Origin of the sequence: Bacteroides xylanisolvens XB1A (genome assembly GCF_000210075.1) — a bacterium.
Classification (GTDB): domain Bacteria; phylum Bacteroidota; class Bacteroidia; order Bacteroidales; family Bacteroidaceae; genus Bacteroides; species Bacteroides xylanisolvens.
Map to the genome: position 1 here is coordinate 1,066,163 of NC_021017.1, position 19,017 is coordinate 1,085,179.

The 19,017-nt window shown below is 40.5% G+C and carries 12 protein-coding genes; 7 read left to right on the top strand and 5 right to left on the bottom strand.

The window, feature by feature from the left end; translation table 11 throughout:
* Positions 1 to 226 precede the first annotated feature (226 nt).
* Positions 227 to 1,858: a sialidase family protein gene (locus tag BXY_RS04505; protein ID WP_015531292.1), complete on the bottom strand. Its 1,632-nt coding sequence runs from the start codon at positions 1,856 to 1,858 to the stop codon at positions 227 to 229.
* A 490-nt stretch (positions 1,859 to 2,348) separates the two neighbouring features.
* Between BXY_RS04505 and BXY_RS23860 the strand changes: the two genes are divergently transcribed.
* The 7 genes from BXY_RS23860 (at position 2,349) to BXY_RS04540 (ending at position 10,367) form a co-directional block, all read left to right on the top strand.
* Complete coding sequence (locus tag BXY_RS23860) at positions 2,349 to 2,429, top strand: potassium-transporting ATPase subunit F (protein WP_073343870.1); 81 nt, start codon at positions 2,349 to 2,351, stop codon at positions 2,427 to 2,429.
* Positions 2,430 to 2,502: 73 nt separating this feature from the next.
* Positions 2,503 to 4,167 (top strand): potassium-transporting ATPase subunit KdpA, encoded by a 1,665-nt coding sequence (gene kdpA / locus BXY_RS04515; RefSeq protein WP_015531293.1) that lies wholly within the window; start codon positions 2,503 to 2,505, stop codon positions 4,165 to 4,167.
* A gap of 18 nt (positions 4,168 to 4,185) precedes the next feature.
* Complete coding sequence (gene kdpB / locus BXY_RS04520; protein WP_015531294.1) at positions 4,186 to 6,219, top strand: potassium-transporting ATPase subunit KdpB; 2,034 nt, start codon at positions 4,186 to 4,188, stop codon at positions 6,217 to 6,219.
* A gap of 16 nt (positions 6,220 to 6,235) precedes the next feature.
* Positions 6,236 to 6,808 carry a K(+)-transporting ATPase subunit C gene (locus BXY_RS04525; RefSeq protein WP_004312961.1) on the top strand — a complete coding sequence of 191 codons (573 nt, stop codon included), beginning with the start codon at positions 6,236 to 6,238 and terminating at the stop codon, positions 6,806 to 6,808.
* Between the two features lie 121 nt (positions 6,809 to 6,929).
* Positions 6,930 to 7,694: a hypothetical protein gene (locus BXY_RS04530; RefSeq protein WP_015531296.1), complete on the top strand. Its 765-nt coding sequence runs from the start codon at positions 6,930 to 6,932 to the stop codon at positions 7,692 to 7,694.
* Between the two features lie 83 nt (positions 7,695 to 7,777).
* Positions 7,778 to 8,908: a sensor protein KdpD gene (locus BXY_RS04535; protein ID WP_015531297.1), complete on the top strand. Its 1,131-nt coding sequence runs from the start codon at positions 7,778 to 7,780 to the stop codon at positions 8,906 to 8,908.
* 19 nt (positions 8,909 to 8,927) lie between these two features.
* The gene (locus BXY_RS04540; RefSeq protein WP_004312964.1) at positions 8,928 to 10,367 is read left to right on the top strand and encodes an ATP-binding protein; all 1,440 of its coding nucleotides are present in this window, start codon (positions 8,928 to 8,930) and stop codon (positions 10,365 to 10,367) included.
* 79 nt (positions 10,368 to 10,446) lie between these two features.
* On the opposite strand, the gene BXY_RS04545 is transcribed toward BXY_RS04540, so the two are convergent.
* The 4 genes from BXY_RS04545 to BXY_RS04560 all read right to left on the bottom strand — a co-directional run bounded on the left by BXY_RS04545 (position 10,447) and on the right by BXY_RS04560 (position 19,014).
* Positions 10,447 to 12,774 carry a Gldg family protein gene (locus BXY_RS04545; protein WP_004312965.1) on the bottom strand — a complete coding sequence of 776 codons (2,328 nt, stop codon included), beginning with the start codon at positions 12,772 to 12,774 and terminating at the stop codon, positions 10,447 to 10,449.
* Between the two features lie 12 nt (positions 12,775 to 12,786).
* Positions 12,787 to 15,108, bottom strand: a complete 2,322-nt coding sequence (locus BXY_RS04550) for a Gldg family protein (RefSeq protein WP_008017707.1) — start codon at positions 15,106 to 15,108, stop codon at positions 12,787 to 12,789.
* A 1-nt stretch (position 15,109) separates the two neighbouring features.
* Complete coding sequence (locus BXY_RS04555) at positions 15,110 to 16,045, bottom strand: ABC transporter ATP-binding protein (protein WP_015531299.1); 936 nt, start codon at positions 16,043 to 16,045, stop codon at positions 15,110 to 15,112.
* A gap of 185 nt (positions 16,046 to 16,230) precedes the next feature.
* Entirely contained in the window at positions 16,231 to 19,014 is a 2,784-nt protein-coding gene (locus BXY_RS04560; protein WP_004309030.1) for an outer membrane beta-barrel protein, read from the bottom strand.
* Between the last annotated feature and the right edge of the window lie 3 nt (positions 19,015 to 19,017).

The following is a 19,017-nucleotide window of genomic DNA, read 5'->3' on the forward strand; positions in this document are numbered from 1 at the left end:
TTAACAAAATATGTTGTTTTAGCGTGAGCTGTCCAGAAAGCCCCAATTAAATCGGCTAAAGTTTCAGCTTATAATTAGTTAAATAAAGAGTAGTATTCTGTCCTCAAATGTATGCTAAAATGGCGTTTTTTTTATTATAACGATATTCTTTTTCATTATAGCTAAATCTTTCTACCTATAAATCGTAAGCATAGATTTAAATCTTCGGACTTTCGGGACAGACTCTTTATTCCTTTATTATATCTGTCAATTTTATCGCTTGAAAGGTTATATGTGCGACGCTACTCTCATATAGTATACCAATTGTCTCTTTATCAATCATTGTCAGACAACTATACCCCCATCCTTCTGCCTCGTCGAGCATTAATTGATGTTCCGGCAACCAGGTAAGTCCTTTGTCCAGACTTACTTTTATTGTTATATGATTACGTCCTTTGGTCGTATTCGGGTTCGAAAACAGCAGGATATCTTTGTTTAATATGTTGTCTTTGGCATCTACATGAATCAGACTAGCCATGCATACCGGTTCCTGAAGTGCTTGGCGGGAAGATGGGTGTTCTGTCCATATTTCTCCCAAATCTTTCGTTATGGCAATAGCCCGGCTTCCTCCTCTATTATCACGCATATTCAGCATCAATACTCCCGGTTCTATTTCCGCCACTTGCGCTTCCGTTGTATTGGTTCGTGCCATATTGTGCATTTTCCATGTTTTCCCCCGGTCTTTACTATACATGATTCCTGCATTCGGAACACGGGTAGAGTCTATAAATTGCGTTGGAAATACCAATGTGCCATCACTCATCGTTATTCCACGTCCGGGACCTTGAAGCAGGAAGTACCAGGAAGGATCTTTCACCTGCTCTGTTATATTGATAGGCTTCGACCAGGTTTTACCATCGTCTGTGCTTTTAGCCAATACCAACTGTGCCGTATGATTCAGATCCATTCCCGGATGGGAACTCCACCAGGCGCGTTGATTACCCATACCATGTGTCCATGCGGCAACCACCCAGACGGTATTCGTCTTAGTATCTACTAAAATAGAAGGGTCTCCTACCCCATTCTGTGCTTTAGGCAGACCACCATACTCGCCAAATGAAAGCGGAAGACGCATCTTCTCCCAATTCTTTCCTCCATCGATGCTACGGCTCAAACCCACGTCAACATATTCCTGTAAATCGACACTACTGTTGTATCGAACATCATACACGCCTAATAAGGTTCCTTTATTGGTAGTCACCAACCCGGGAATACGGAAAGAAGCAGAACCGTCATCACCGGCATGACGAACTCCAACTGCCATCCGGTGAACGATATTCTTTGGAGAAATAGATTTACAACATAGTTCTTTCCCATCTGCTTTAACGGCACACAATTCAGAGAGTATCTTAGTCTGCAAAGAGGCATCTTTTTTCATCTGCAAACTAATCCAAAAATAGTTTACACCCGGAAATAAATTGTAATTACCTTTTAATACAACTTTTTCTGATGATCCCACCTCTGCACATTTGATCGAATAGGAAGGAATAGCCGCCAATGTCCCACCCGGACGGTGGCTGGATATGTACTCTACTGGAGCAAAGCGATTTTTGTCTTTGTCCTGCAACGCCTCTGTTCCTCCATAATAGAGTTTGATTGCCTGAATATCAGTCAGATTCGTACTTTTACTAAAATCTAAAATGATTTCATCGAGCTTCTTGCTTTCTTTTGCATCCAAACGAAGATAGAACAGAACATTGTCTTGCCGCTCTATCAAAACCGGGATTTGTGTTTCATGGATAAACACTGTGTCTGAAGCTTTTACGTCAAAAGAATAGCCTAATAAGACAAGGAAAAGTAAATAAAAAATTCTTCTCATAATGGGGGTATTAGTTAGTTTAACGCGATAAAGATAAAACTTTTCTACCATAATACAGCTATGCAAACAGTTAACTTTCATTTTTGTTTTGGGTACTTTGCAAAATTTCTGTTTTTTGATTTATCAATGATACTTTGGTATACTTGTATTTCCTCTTTTACTACTCTTTTTTATTTTCACCTCTCTATTATATTGTTTTTCATAATAGCATAATCCATTTCAAAATGGTAGGGTGTTTTCCGTTTGTTATTCTTTTTAGTTCTTTTTTATTGTTTTGAAAATCAATAGCTTACTTGCTTTTCTCTTTTTCTGGCATACCTTTAGCATTACTTATGGCAAATAATTAGGATTATTAATCATTTAAAAGGTAAAAACATGGGAATAACACTATCATTTATTTTCTGCCTGTTAAGCGGTTTCGCTTGTTTCTGGCTATTTTGGAAATGTGTAGACTGGTTTGAGAATATTTAAAGAAAAAGGAGAATTGATTATGTACACAGCATTATTCGTATTAGGTATTGCGATCTTCGGTTATTTGATGTACGTGCTCGTCAAACCCGAAAAGTTTTAAAGTAACACACACAGTTTAAGGTAAAAAGTATATGAATATAGAAATTTTAGGCGTGGTTGTTTAGATAGCCTTGATGGTGATTCTGGCTTATCCACTGGGAAAATACATTGCCAAGGTCTACAGAGGAGAAAAGACTTGGTCTGATTTTATGGCTCCTATCGAAAGAGTCATTTATAAAGTTTGTGGAATCGACCCCAATGAAGAAATGAACTGGAAACAATTCCTGAAAGCATTGTTGATTTTGAATGCTTTCTGGTTTTTCTGGGGAATGGTACTCTTGGTTTCACAAGGATGGTTGCCCTTAAATCCGGACGGCAACGGACCGCAGACTCCGGATCAGGCATTCAATACCTGTATCAGTTTTATGGTGAACTGTAACTTGCAGCACTATAGCGGTGAAAGCGGACTGACTTATTTTACTCAACTGTTCGTCATCATGCTTTTCCAGTTTATTACCGCAGCAACAGGTATGGCTGCTATGGCAGGTATTATGAAGAGTATTGCTGCAAAAACAACCAAAACAATTGGTAACTTCTGGCAATTTCTGGTAATAAGCTGTACACGTATTTTATTGCCTCTTTCTCTGATTGTAGGTTTTATCCTGATTCTCCAGGGAACTCCGATGGGATTTGACGGTAAGATGAAGGTAACTACGATGGAAGGTCAGGAACAAATGGTTTCTCAAGGTCCTACGGCTGCGATTGTTCCTATCAAACAATTGGGTACAAATGGTGGTGGTTATTTTGGTGTAAACTCTTCTCATCCGTTGGAGAATCCGACATATCTTACTAATATGGTAGAATGTTGGTCTATCCTGATTATCCCGATGGCGATGGTACTTGCACTGGGATTTTATACCCGCAGAAAGAAGTTGGCTTATAGTATATTCGGAGTAATGCTTTTCGCTTTTCTGGTAGGCGTATGTATTAATGTCAGTCAGGAAATGGGCGGTAATCCACGCATTGATGAATTGGGAATTGCGCAGGATAATGGTGCGATGGAAGGTAAAGAGGTTCGTTTGGGAGCCGGAGCAACGGCGTTATGGAGTATTGTAACTACTGTAACCTCTAATGGATCTGTGAATGGTATGCATGATTCTACTATGCCGCTGTCCGGAATGATGGAGATGCTGAATATGCAGATTAACACCTGGTTTGGTGGTGTAGGTGTAGGATGGATGAATTACTATACATTTATTATCATTACAGTGTTTATCAGCGGTTTGATGGTAGGACGTACGCCGGAATTTCTCGGCAAGAAAGTGGAAGCCCGCGAAATGAAAATCGCTACGATTGTAGCTCTGCTTCATCCGTTTGTCATTTTGGTATTTACAGCACTCTCAAGTTATATTTATGTGCACCACCCTGATTTTGTGGAAAGTGAAGGGGGATGGTTGAACAACTTGGGATTCCACGGTTTGAGTGAGCAACTTTATGAGTACACTTCTTGTGCCGCCAATAACGGTTCCGGTTTTGAAGGCTTGGGCGATAACACTTATTTCTGGAACTATACGTGTGGTATCGTTCTGATCCTGAGTCGTTTTATTCCTATCATCGGGCAGGTTGCCATTGCCGGATTACTGGCACAGAAGAAATTCATTCCGGAAAGTGCCGGCACATTGAAGACCGATACATTGACTTTCGGAGTCATGACATTTGTGGTTATCTTCATTATTGCTGCGCTGTCATTCTTCCCGGTACATGCATTGAGCACAATTGCTGAACATTTAAGTTTGTAATACTGAATTAGAGAAGATATGAAAGATAATAAATCAGCTTCTTTGTTTCCAAAGGAGCAAGTTATAGAAAGTTTGAAACAGTCATTCGTGAAACTGAACCCACGGATGATGATAAAGAACCCGATTATGTTTACAGTAGAAGTGGCTACAGTAGTTATGCTGCTCGTAACGCTTTACTCCATTGTAAATTCTTCACAAGGTTCGTTTGCTTACAACATTGCCGTGTTTATCATTCTGTTTGTAACCTTGTTGTTTGCCAATTTTGCCGAAGCTATTGCCGAAGCACGTGGTAAAGCACAGGCCGACAGCTTGCGTAAGACTCGTGAAGAGACACCGGCAAAGAAAGTGGAAGGCAATAAAATTGTTACCGTCAGTTCTTCACAGTTGAAGAAAGGAGATGTGTTTGTTTGTGAGGCGGGAGACGTGATTCCTTCCGACGGTGAGATTATTGAAGGCTTGGCTTCTATTGATGAAAGTGCTATCACTGGCGAGTCTGCTCCGGTGATCCGTGAGGCAGGTGGCGACAAGAGTTCCGTAACGGGTGGTACGAAGGTATTGTCCGATCATATAAAGGTACTGGTGACTACTCAACCGGGAGAAAGTTTTCTTGATAAGATGATTGCATTGGTGGAAGGTGCTTCCCGTCAGAAAACCCCGAACGAGATTGCGTTGACTATTCTGCTGGCAGGTTTTACGCTTGTTTTCGTCATAGTGTGTGTTACCTTGAAACCGTTTGCCGACTATAGTCATACGGTCATCACCATTGCTTCGCTTATTTCTTTGTTTGTGTGTCTGATTCCGACAACTATCGGTGGACTTCTCTCTGCCATCGGTATTGCCGGTATGGACCGCGCGCTCCGTGCCAACGTGATTACTAAATCCGGTAAAGCAGTAGAGACTGCCGGTGATATTGATACGTTGTTGCTGGATAAAACGGGTACTATCACCATCGGTAACCGTAAAGCAACTCATTTCCATACGGCTCCGGGTGTCAATTTGCACGATTTTGTAGAGACTTGTCTGTTGTCTTCCTTGTCCGATGAAACGCCGGAAGGTAAGTCTATCGTAGAACTGGGACGCGAGTCGGGCATCCGTATGCGTAACCTGAATACAACGGGAGCACGAATGATTAAGTTTACGGCTGAAACCAAATGTTCGGGAGTAGACCTGGCAGATGGAACTCAAATTCGTAAAGGTGCTTTCGACGCTATCCGTAAGATGGTGGAAGGTGCAGGAAATGAATTCCCAAAAGAAGTGGAAGAGGTCATCTCTTCTATCTCCAGTAATGGTGGTACGCCGTTGGTAGTATGTGTAAACAAGAAAGTGACCGGTGTCATTGAGTTGCAGGATATTATCAAACCGGGTATTCAGGAACGTTTCGAACGTCTGCGTAAGATGGGAGTGAAGACGGTCATGGTGACAGGAGATAACCCATTAACTGCAAAATATATTGCCGAAAAAGCCGGTGTGGATGATTTTATCGCTGAAGCTAAACCGGAAGATAAGATGGAATATATCAAGAAGGAACAGCAGGCTGGTAAATTGGTTGCAATGATGGGAGACGGAACGAACGATGCTCCTGCTCTGGCACAAGCCAATGTAGGTGTAGCCATGAATAGTGGTACACAGGCTGCGAAGGAAGCCGGTAATATGGTCGATCTGGATAACGATCCGACAAAACTGATCGAGATTGTGGAAATCGGTAAACAATTGCTGATGACACGCGGTACGCTGACCACTTTCTCTATTGCCAATGACGTTGCAAAATATTTCGCAATTGTTCCTGCCTTGTTTATGGTCGCTATTCCCGAATTGGCAGCTCTGAATATCATGCATCTGCATAGTCCTGAAAGCGCCATTCTTTCAGCGGTCATTTTTAATGCGATTATTATTCCGATTCTGATTCCGCTGGCTTTGCGTGGCGTGCAATACAAACCGATAGGTGCAAGTGCTTTACTTCGCCGTAATCTGTTGATCTATGGTTTGGGTGGTGTGATTGTTCCTTTTGTGGGAATCAAGTTGATAGATTTATTGGTAGGTTTATTCTTTTAATTAAAAAACAATAGCAATGAAAACTTTATTGAAGTCATTAAAAATAACACTTGCTTTTTGTGTCTTTTTCTCCGTGTTCTATATACTTATCTTGTGGTTGTTTGCGCAGGTTGCAGGTCCTAATAAGGGAAATGCCGAGGTAGCTACGCTGGATGGAAAAGTAGTGGGGGCAGCCAATGTGGGTCAGATGTTTACAAAAGATATTTATTTCTGGGGACGCCCGTCTTCTGCCGGTGACGGATATGATGCTACGAGTTCTGCAGGTAGTAATAAAGGTCCTACGAATCAGGAATATCTGGATGAAGTGAAAGCGCGTATTGATACTTTCCTTGTACATCATCCTTATTTAGACCGTGCGGATGTACCTGCCGAAATGGTTACAGCCAGTGCTTCGGGGCTGGATCCTGATATTACTCCCCAATGTGCATACGTACAAGTGAAGAGAGTGGCACAAGCACGCGGATTAACAGAAGAACAAGTAAGAGCGATTGTTGATAAAAGCATCGAAAAACCGTTCCTGGGATTGCTGGGAACAGAAAAGGTGAATGTGCTGAAATTGAATATAGCTCTTGAAGAAAGTAATAAGTAGATGAAGATCAGGAGCAGCGTTCCTGTCCGAATCGTTTGGGTGATACCAGCGGTTCAAATAAACAGGGGGGGATGGGGCGCTGCTTTTTTACAGGAACATAAAATAGAATTAGATAAGAAGTATGAAAAGTTTTTTTAGTAAAAAGAGTATTTTAGGAACAATGGCTGTAGCGGCCGTATGTATGTTGGGAACTGGCAATGCACAAGCACAAGAGTTTACTATACAAGGTGATTTGGTAAGTTCGTATGTATGGCGTGGTATTTATCAGGGTGGTGCCGCTTCTTTTCAACCGACTTTGGGAGTTAGCGTAGGTAATTTCTCACTTACTGCATGGGGATCAACCAGTTTGAGTGAGAGTAATAAAGAAATTGACCTCACTGCAGCTTATAAGTTTGGTGAAGCAGGACCGACACTTTCAGTAGCCAGTCTTTGGTGGAACGGACAAGCTGATGTAGCCAATGGAGAACTAACAAATGATTATTTCCATTTTAAGAGTGGCGACACCGGACATCATTTTGAAGCAGGATTAGCTTATACGCTTCCTGTTGAAAAATTCCCGTTGTCTATTGCATGGTATACCATGTTTGCCGGTGCTGACAGAAAGATGACTGACAAGGGGGAAGAAAAACAGGCATATTCTTCTTACGTAGAACTGAATTATCCGTTCAGCGTAAAAGGGGTAGACTTGAATGCTACCTGTGGAGTGGTTCCTTATGAAACTCCGCAGTATAATGTGAATGGTTTTGCAGTGACGAACCTTGTTTTGAAAGCAACGAAAGCTATCAATTTTAATGATAAGTTTTCATTGCCTATATTTGTGCAAGCTATATGGAATCCGCGTTTGGAGGATGCCCATCTAGTATTTGGCGTAACTTTAAGGCCATAAAATAAACTCATGAATTTTTGTGAACCCGTGGTGATCGTGATGATTGCTACGGGTTAGGATGTTTAAAATAACAGAGCAACATAATGGATGATAGAGAACAAAGTGTACAGCATTTTCTGGATCTGATAAAGAGATCTCAGCGAGGTAAGTTTAAGGTCTATATCGGTATGATAGCCGGTGTGGGAAAGTCATATCGTATGCTTCAGGAGGCACATGAACTGTTGGAAAATGGTGTGGACGTGAAAATTGGCTATATCGAAACTCATGGACGTGCCGGGACCGAGGCGTTACTGCAAGGGCTCCCTGTCATTCCGCGTCGCAAAATCTTCTATAAGGGGAAAGAGTTGGAAGAAATGGATGTGGATGCGATTATCCGTATCCATCCGGAAATAGTAATTGTGGACGAACTGGCGCATACCAATGTAGAAGGCAGCCTGAATGAGAAACGTTGGCAAGATGTGATAACTCTGCTGGATGAGGGAATCAATGTGATTTCGGCAATCAATATTCAGCACATCGAAAGCGTGAATGAAGAAGTGCAGGAGATTACGGGGATTGAAGTGAAAGAACGAGTGCCCGACAGTGTGCTTCAGGAAGCGGATGAGGTGGTGAATATTGACTTGACGGCAGAAGAACTGATTGCCCGTTTGAAAGCGGGAAAGATCTATCGTCCGGAAAAGATTCAGACAGCATTGGATAATTTCTTTAGAACCGAGAATATTCTTCAATTGCGTGAGTTGGCTCTGAAGGAAGTGGCGTTGCGGGTAGAAAAAAAGGTGGAGAATGAAGTGATGATGGGAGTAGCCGTCGGACTTCGGCATGAGAAGTTTATGGCTTGTATCAGTAGTCACGAGAAAACACCCCGGCGAATTATCAGAAAGGCGGCAAAGTTGGCAACCCGGTATAATACTACTTTTATAGCTTTGTATGTTCAGACTCCGAGAGAGAGTATGGATCGAATTGATTTGGCCAGTCAACGGTATTTGTTGAATCATTTTAAACTGGTGGCGGAACTTGGGGGAGAAGTTGTCCAGGTGCAGTCGAAAGACATTTTGGGGAGCATCGTCAAGGTTTGTAAAGAGAAACAGATATCGACAGTGTGTATGGGAACTCCTAATTTGAGGTTGCCGTACGCAATTTGTTCTATACTGGGATATAGAAAGTTTTTAAATAATTTGTCGCAAGCTAATGTAGATTTGATTATACTTGCATAATATTAATCGTATGAACGTTATGAATATTAAAACGAAACTGATTCTTGGCATTGGGATGTTGGCAGGAATGATTATTTTGTTGGTAACACTTTCAGTAGTGAATCTTCAAACTCTGACTGCGACAGAGCCTGATAGTCCTGCTGCTATGCCTGCCTTGGAACGTGCATTGCTATGGATCTCCATAACAGGGGGAATCTGTATCTTGACCGGACTGATATTGCTTTATTGGTTACCTCGTTCTATCAGCAAGCCGATTAAGGAACTGAAAGAAGGAATTCTTGAAATAGCCAATCATAACTATGAGAAGCGTCTCGACATGAGTGACAATGAAGAGTTCCGTGAAGTGGCTGACAGTTTCAACCGGATGGCGGAGCGTTTGACTGAATATCGTGCCAGTACTTTGTCGGATATTCTTTCTGCTAAAAAGTTTATAGAAGCTATTGTTAACAGTATTAACGACCCGATTATCGGTCTGAATACAGAACGTGAGGTTTTGTTTATCAATGATGAAGCCTTAAGTATTCTGAATATGAAACGGGAGAATGTGATTCGTAAATCGGCAGAGGAACTTTCTTTGAAGAATGACCTGCTCCGTCGACTAATTCGTGAGTTGGTGACGCCAAGCGATCAGAAAGAGGCTTTAAAAATTTATGCGGATAATAAGGAAAGTTATTTTAAGGTCTCTTATGTCCCGATCATTAATACGGAGGCTGAAAAAGGGGAACCTCGCAAACTGGGTGATGTCATTTTACTTAAGAATATCACGGAATTCAAAGAACTGGATTCTGCCAAGACTACATTTATTTCAACGATCTCTCATGAATTGAAAACTCCGATTGCTGCTATTATGATGAGTCTACAACTGCTTGAGGATAAGCGTGTCGGTGCACTGAATGATGAGCAGGAACAGCTTTCAAAGAGTATCAAGGAGAATAGCGAACGTTTGTTAAGCATCACCGGAGAATTGCTTAACATGACGCAGGTGGAAGCTGGTAAATTACAGTTGATGCCGAAGATCACCAAACCGATTGAATTGATTGAGTATGCGATTAAAGCTAATCAGGTGCAAGCGGATAAGTTTAATATTCAGATAGAAGTGGAGTATCCGGAGGAGAAAATCGGTAAACTGTTTGTCGACAGCGAGAAGATTGCTTGGGTATTGACGAATCTGTTAAGTAACGCTATTCGTTATTCAAAAGAAAACGGGCATGTGGTTATTGGTGCCAAACAGGATGAAAACTGGATTGAATTGTATGTCCAGGACTTTGGCAAAGGCATTGATCCGCGTTATCACAAAAGTATCTTCGACCGTTATTTCCGTGTACCCGGAACGAAAGTGCAAGGTAGTGGCTTGGGGTTATCTATTTCCAAGGATTTTGTGGAAGCTCATGGCGGTACGCTGACGGTAGAGAGCGAATTGGGTAAGGGGAGTCGGTTTGTGATGCGGTTGAAGGCATAGTTTTGAAGGAGTCTATGAAAGAATTAGACTTCCGACAGGCATGAAATCTGCTTGCCGGAAGTTTCTCTGTTCTCTCTTTTTATCGTTTTCTTCTCCTCCAGCATATCCAAATACCACACAGACCAATAATAAATGGGATGCCATAGCAATAGATAATTTTGATAGTAGATAGATCCATAGGAGTCAGGCTGATATCTTTGTCGAGATAAGGGGCTCTGGAAGAAGATACCGGAAATTTATTATAGCATAGCCAACGGAATGAACCGGGAATCATATTGAAGTTGAATGAATAGATACCCGGTCTTGAGCTTTTTTGTAGTTCGGCATTGCTGAAACAGTCTGCATCCCCCAACACAATGATCCGTTGTTTTTTATCTTTGGCTTTAATCTTGCGGGTTAACGCTATTGCCGTGGGATAGGCTCCTAACTTTTCACCTTGAAGAGAGTCTAATGAAAGGGAGTCATTCAAAAAATCTTTTGTTTGATACTCAATCCATGTCTGTTGGGCGTTGCTTTGTAATAAAACTATTGGATGGAATTTTGTTGTATCGACAACTTCCAGAGCAACAGCCGATGGCATGGTGACTGCACTATGCTTCTGCCTGTCAACCATACGTTTGTAGAAGCCTCCTATACTGTCGGCGGCTATCTGGGTAGCTTTCGCGAGAACGAGGTCTCCGGGATTAACATCAGAAGGTTGTGCAATGATTCCCGGCAACAGTTTTAAACCAACTTTCCGGAGTAAAGGATTCATTACTTCCTGACGTCCGACGTCGCCCATAATCATCATATTACCTCCGCGTTCAAGAAAACGGTCTATGATTTCTTGTTCTTTGGAACTCATGGAAGAACGCATTTCAGCAATAAGTAATATATTGATATTACTTGGTATATCATTCATATCCTTTAGATTCAGTTCCACCAAATCAAAACCTTGATTAATCATGGAATAACGAAAGCGTCCATGTGTGGCGAAAAGTGAGTAATCCTGATCTCCCTTTTTAGTGGTGGAACGTTCCTGATGTCCTGTGATGGCGCCTACCTTCACAGGAGTAACAAGCATTTTCTTCAATGCTGCGGAGATTTCTGTTTCAGAAGGGTGATATTCCATATCGTCGAACAAACGAAGGCGGGCTTGTTCACCGGAGCCACGTTCAACAACCCGCACAAATCGATAATTTTCTTTAGCCAAGTCTATTTTTTCTTTCAGTTCTTCGGCGCTTTTAAGCTTTTTAGGATTGAAGTTCTTCTTCTTGGCAACTTCATAAGCTATCTCACGAATGTTTTTATTCGGATATTGGCGATAAAGGGTGCTGTCTTTCGGTGTAGAGTAATAGTAAACATACTCCATTTTTATCTCTGGTTTGAAACGTGTGTACATTTTGAAGCGTGCCATATCCTCTTTTTGCTCTCTTGGAGAAGCGACATCAAATTCTTTATCGAAAATATTGACGTAAGTTGTGATCGTCATAGGTCCGGACAATTGCTCCATTACTTTCTGGCTTTCTTCTGAAAGTGTACGTTGTTTGCTGCGGGTAGCATCATAAAAGCCCATCATTGCCGGACGGGAACTGACAAAGCCGATAACTATAATGGTACATACAGCTAAGGCATAGCGCATTGTTTTTGAAAAGAGTGAGCGACGTGTTTTTTCATTATTCAGTTTAATGACCGATAGCCAGAGGAATAATAAAATTACGGCAAGGAAATAGATAACGTCATCGCTACATATCAATCCTCCAACCATCTCACTGGCACGTCCTTTAATGGATAGCCAATAAGTAATTTCTCTAAAGAATATGGACTCCTGTCCAATTCCTCCCACATAATTGAGAAATGCTAATGCGGAAAGGGTGGCAACAGCTGCCACAACCTGGTAAGATGTGAGTGTGGTCATAAAGAGACCGATAGAACAATAGGTCAGTATCAACAGAAACATGGATAACAATCCCGCCAAGATAAGTGTAATATCGACATGCGGCACGGAGATAAACATTACGATTGTCGGTAGGGCAAGGATGATGACAAAGATTAGGGCAAATACCACCATTGAAACAAACTTGCCGGTAATGATTTGAACACTGCTTACCGGTGATGAATAAAGTAGTTTGATAGAACCTGATGAATATTCACGACTCATTAAATTCATGGTTAATAAAGGAATATACAGATAAATGGTTTCTTGTATTACTTCATATATTCCTTTGAGACCAAGGACAAAACCGGCTGTGACGCTAAAAGTGATCGTGTTGCCCAATGCTTTTATTTTTACTATTTCCGTCAGGATATTCATAAAGTCGAATCCTACCTGGCATGTAAATGCGACCAGCAGCAACCATGCGACCGGTGAGTAAAAGAGTACCGCTAGTTCGGTACGGGCTATTCTAAGTATAAGTCTTAAGTTCATCTTTTTCTCTTATTAATTTCTTCTGCGGAAAAACCAGATGCCAACTCCTATAAGTAAGAGGATAGCTGGTATAATGATTATGAAAATAGTTTTCATTGTACCAATATCTTTCACTCCGATCGAAAGTTTATTGTCGGTACAATGGGGACGGCGTATGTCGATTGGAAATTCTCCTCCGGAAAGCCAGCGGAAGCTTTCGATAATCAGATTAAAGTTTCCTGATCTATATCCTTCGCGTGAAAGAGTCAGTTCGGTGTTGCTTATGCAATCCGCATCACCAGAGATGATAATACGCTGCTCTTTATCTTTCAGTTGGCGTGAAAGGGCATAGGCTGTGATATAGGTTTGTTCTTTCTCTCCTGCCGAAGCATTACATTCTACTGGTGATTCCTGTAAATCTGTTTGTTCTTTTTCAATCCATACACCTTTGGCATTTGTTTCAAGAATCGGAGTATATTGGAAGCCGTAATCGTTGTCGGAGCATGTAAGGGCTACACATCCGGGCATAGAGACACGTAAATCATATTTGGGAAAATCATCTTTGAATCCGAATGTAAGTTTTCCCGATTCACGGGTTGCCTTGGCTAGAATCAGATTAGGAGAGAAATCAGCGGAAGATTGTGCCAGTTGGTATTCTTCCATTTTGATACCGAGTTTGCTTAAAAAAGGATTCATAACTTCTTGCCTGCCTGTATCGGTGAGAATAAATAAATTACCTCCACGAGCCAGGTAAGCCTCCAGTTGATTTTCTCCTTTTTCAGTAAGCGGAGTTCTCATTTCTGCAAGAACCATAATATTGATTAGGGAAGGAATGGTGTCTCCGTGAGAAATGTCGATCTCGCAGACATCAAAGCCTTGATTAATTAAGGCGGCTCTAGAATATTTCTCAATGGAGAAGTTGCTATAATCGCGGTCACCGGATTTGGACACCTCACGTTCACCGTCTCCTTTGATAAAGGCAACAGTGGGAGGAGTTGAAATCATCTTTTTGATGGCTGCTGTAATTTCCGCTTCGGATGGCGTTGCATCCATATCTTCAAAATCACGGATGAAGGTACGTTTTCCATCTTGCGTTTCCATAATGCGAACAAATGTATTTTGTTCTTCACGCAGGTCGATGATTTGGCGGATTTCTGCCGGGGATTTGAATAAATGAGGATTCAAGTTATAAATCATGGTCATATAATCACGCATCTCATCTACTGTTTTGCCTTGAAACTTAGGATTATTTGCAACGCCGTTGGGGGCGAAATCATAATAATAGACATATTTCACTTGCAGGTCCGGTTTAGCGAGACAATAAGGTTCGAAGATTGTTTCATTCGCTTTCTTCATGATAGGGAGGTAGCGATATGATTTGTTATCAAGTAGGTTAACATAATTGGTAATAGTTACCGGTCCTGTCAATTTTGCTAATACGTGTTGGCTATTTTCGGTAAGTGAGTTTAGTCTAGTGCGTGTTGTATCCCATACCTTAATCATTCCCGGACGTGAAGTGAAATAGCCAATTGCCATTGCTGCGACAAAAAATCCCAGATAGCTGATTGCTTGCCGGAAACGACTGATAGTGCACCGGTCGGATGTAAGTTTGAAAGTGGTAAATGTCAGGAAAAGGGTTACTACGACCACGAAATAAATCACATCTTCACTCCGGATTACTCCATTCAGCATATCGATTGTTCTTCCGTTTATTGACAGCCAATAAGTCAGTTCGCGTATAAGATCGTATTCCTGGCCGATACTTCCTACGAAATTCAGTATAGCTAATATAATAAGAGTCCCAACTGCTGCTACTACTTGATAAGTCGTGAGTGAGGACATAAAGAGCCCGATAGCGCAATAGGCGCATATTAATAAATAGAGTCCTAGAAGGGCGACTAGTACAGGAGCCCAATCAAAAGAAGGGATTACCAAACTGCCATAAATAGCACTGGCTATCGGGACAAGCATCAGACAGCAACCAAATCCGATGGCTGCAAGATATTTACCTAATACGATCTGACCACTGGTGACTGGGGATGAATATGCCAGTTTGATTGAACCCGATGCCGTTTCGCGACTGATGAGTCCCATTGTCAACAATGGAATATAGATGTATATGTTTGATACGACGGAGGACAAAAAGCCGTAACTACCTAAGAAGCAGATACCGCTCAAAGATACTTCCTTGCCGCCTGACAGATCATAGTCGGTCACTATATTCTCCATCAATGACGTAAAACTTGCTGTTGTCAGGAATGAGAAAACAATCAATATGAACCATGCAATCGGCGAATAGAATAAAATAGCCAGATCGGTTCGGGCAATACGCATTATAATCTTTAAATCCGTCATGTTAGATATTATTTTTAAGTTTTCCCGATAGTTGTGCAAAGATTATGTCAAGAGAGCAGCGTTCCATCGTGATTTCTTTCAGTCGCCATCCGTTTTGTATGCTTAAGGCTACTACTCGTTCAGTTATGTTTTCATCGTCATCAAAGCGTATCCGGAATGTACCGGGATAGAGTTCTTCTATATTCAACACATGTTCTATCTTTGCTAGTTCTTCTATAGAAGGGGGAAGGGCAAATGTAACGGTGAAACTACTTGGAACCACATAGTTATCAAAGTCTTTCATGCTACCTGAAAATACGACTTTACCATGTTCAATCATGCGAATATCATTGCAGGTAGCTTGCACTTCCGACAGGATATGAGTGGAGAGTAGGACAGAATGATCTTCAGCAATTTCTTTAATCAGATTGCGTATTTCGACAATTTGGTTAGGATCAAGCCCGTTTGTAGGTTCATCAAGTACTACGAATGGAGGATTATGTACAATAGCCTGTGCAATTCCTATTCTTTGTTGATACCCGCCTGAAAGATTCTTTATAAGTCGTTTGCTAAAATGGGCAATAGCGCAACGTTCTTTAGCTATTTCTACAGCTTCACGAATTTTTGATTTCTCCATTCTCCGCAGTGTGGCACAGTGTATGAGATATTCGTCGACAGTCAAGTCCGGATGGAGAGGTGGTTTTTGAGGTAAGAAACCAATATGTTTTTTTGCTTCAACCGGATTTTTTCGTAGATCGATGCCATTGATAAATACATCTCCTTCCGTTTGATTTAAAACTCCACAGATGATATTCATAGTGGTGGACTTACCTGCCCCATTAGACCCTAACAGACCTAATATTCCTGTTTTTTCAATAGAAAAATTGATATCGCGAATGGCCCAATCTACACTATAACGATGAGATAAGTGTTTAACTTCGACAATAGGATTACTCATACTTTTTATTTTAAATGATTAATAGATTTCTTATTCATATTACCATGTAACTCCTCTTGAAATATCCATCCGGTTCGATTTGATCTTTCTGAATTTCCAGGAGAAATTTATGGTAAAATACCGCCCGAAGTTTTCTCGGTCAATATAACTGGTATAGTTATCTTTCATTTGGATAGCTATGAAATTCACATTTTATCTGACATCGGCCTATATTCGCGTATGCTTCCATCGTTTGTAGTACCTTCGTAGTTCGATTTCACTTTACCAAACCGATAAGCAAAATTTATGGTGAAAAACCGTCCATAATAATTTGTCCACGTGTTTTGAATGTAGTTGGAATACATTTGGCTGTTGAAAGTCCGATGACTATTTAGTAGATCATATGCGGCAATACTAATGTCTCCTTTGCGATTTAACACTTTACAGCCTATGTTCAAGTTTAGGGTGTGATTGCGGTTAATCTCTTTATTGATTCCATAATCACGGCTGAAAATGAAATTATAATGACTACTTAGATAGAAGTATTTACATATTTGGCTTATATCAAATGTTGCTCCTGCCGTTTGATAGAATGTTTTACTTGTATAATTTTCAGTATTGATGCTATGTACATAATGAGTATTGGCACTGATTGTTATTTTTAATCTTTTAGTTAGATTACAGAGTAGAAAATGTTCGAGCGATGGATCATAGGTACGTGTTGTAGTCTTATTTTCTCCTATATAATATGGGTTATGTTCGTAGTTGAATCCGGTAGATAAGGCATATTTGGATTTTATACTACGTATAGGAGCCTGCCATATCAGTTTGCCTTTTATGTCCCAATATCCTTCTACGTTTTCAAAACTAATTAGAGAACTGTGTGCAGGTGCTGTGTATTGCAATCCCGATAGATAAGTTTCGGCATTGTAATAGGTTGTCTTTGCAACAGGAGAGTGTTGGCGGATAGAGGCATTGATAATAACACCTATGGTGTGGTTATGTTTTCCTAACATACGATTGCAATTGAAGAGGAACGAATGTAGATATGATTGTTTTAAGTTGGGATTTCCACTGCGCAGCATGTAAGGATTGCTGTTATCTATTTGTGGGCGTAACTGCACTATGTTTGGTGCAAAATTATGCAGTCTGTAAGCGGCACTCCATGACTTTGTTATATCTGTATGCACAAAAGATATTGCTACTGTTGGAGAGATGAATGTTTTACGGTAGTTGTCCATTTCTTTTTCTTTCCGCTTAAGTGTAGTTTCCTTCAGTCCGGCTGAAATGTCACAACTTGTTTTTTGAAAGGGAAAAAAGTGAAATGAAACTTCCTGTTTTTGTGTCAGGTTATTTATTTTATAACTATATGTATTGGCTTCGTCTGTTTGTGGATTTGTGGGGCTCAACATATTCCAGGCGAATTGGTGTTTCCATCCGTTTTCGTATTTAACGGAATAGTCAAAAGATATTTGGGTGTCATTTTCTGGATTCAGTATATATATTAATTGCGCATTGCCGTTCCACTCCGTATTGCGGAGTTTTGATGGAATAGTCAGATAAGTTTGTGTTGTCGAACTTTCTAATGTGTCTATCCGTAATGAATGATTTTTGCCTTTATTTATATCTACTGAACTTTCTAATGTATATCCGATTCTGTCGGTAATACTGTTGACATAACTGACATCTTCCTTCACATGAAAATTCTTGTTTAGATTATCGTAATGCATCAGGCTTTTCGATGTTTGAAGATTGTTTTCTTCATTATAGATGTAAAGCGATTGCCAATCTTTGTTGTTGTTATATGTTATAAGCTGGTTCCAACGGAATTCTCCCCATTTGTCATTTGAATTGGAGAAAGAAAATTCGGAATAGTGATTTTGTTTTCTGTCACTGTTGCTATTTTGTTCTTCATAAAGGCGCTGCTGATAATTGTTGCCAGGAAAATAATGTTGTTCGGATCGTGTATTTGTATTATCGCGATTATATCCGAAAGTGTAAAATGCTCTAAATGTACCGTATGTTCCATTTTCTGTGTCCCATGAGCGTTCCGTAGCCAGATCTGCATAAGTCGTTTCGTTGTAAGTACTACCAGGATCGGAAATGGAAAGAACATTTTTGATATTATTTGATTTTCGGTTGATATTATTGTGAAATACATTACTTGTGAGTAAAAATTTCTCGGAGAAAAAGTTAGTGGTGAGTCCGAGCCCTTTACGGAACTTTCCTCTGTCGTTCTTTGAGTCCATGTTGCTGCCTGTACTAGCCAATAGGTGTGCTTTCCATGAGCTGATGAGTTTGCTTTTGGTTTCTATGTTGAGCACTCTGGTGAGATCCCCTCTGTACATTAGTTTTTTTGTTTTCGTATTTTCATATTCATCATAAGCCTTGATTTTTAATACATCTGTTGCAGAAAGATTCTTTAGTGCTGCCATTGGGTCACTTCCGAATATTAGTCTGCCGTCTATATAAGTTTTGGTTACTTGTTTTCCCATGATTTTGACGGAATGGTCGTCAGTCTCTGTTCCGGGAAGTTGCTCGACTATATTCATAGCGACATCCCCTTCTTGTATGTTGACTGCCTTCGGGTTGAATATTAGCGTGTCGCCATTTTGGGTCACAATGGGGATTCTGCCCTTGATGGTGACTTCCTCCAGTTGGATGGATTCATCCAAAATTTCTATGTAAAGATTAGAATTCTTTCCAGCTATTATATTTAATTCTTTTTCAACTTTCCGACACCCTATTGCAGTGATAATGAGTTTTGCTTTTCCTGTTTTTATGGGTTTGAAACGGAATACTCCATTTATGCTTGTTGTTTTCAGTGTGTCTTTTGCATAGATCAAAAAGATATTGGCACCGTCTAATGAACCATTAGACCCATTTTCTTGTTTGTGTATAATAAATCCCGATAGCTCATTTGTTTTATCTTGAGCATTTATCGGTAAAGTAATGTATAACAATAAAAAAATAGAAATAAATTTTTTCATATT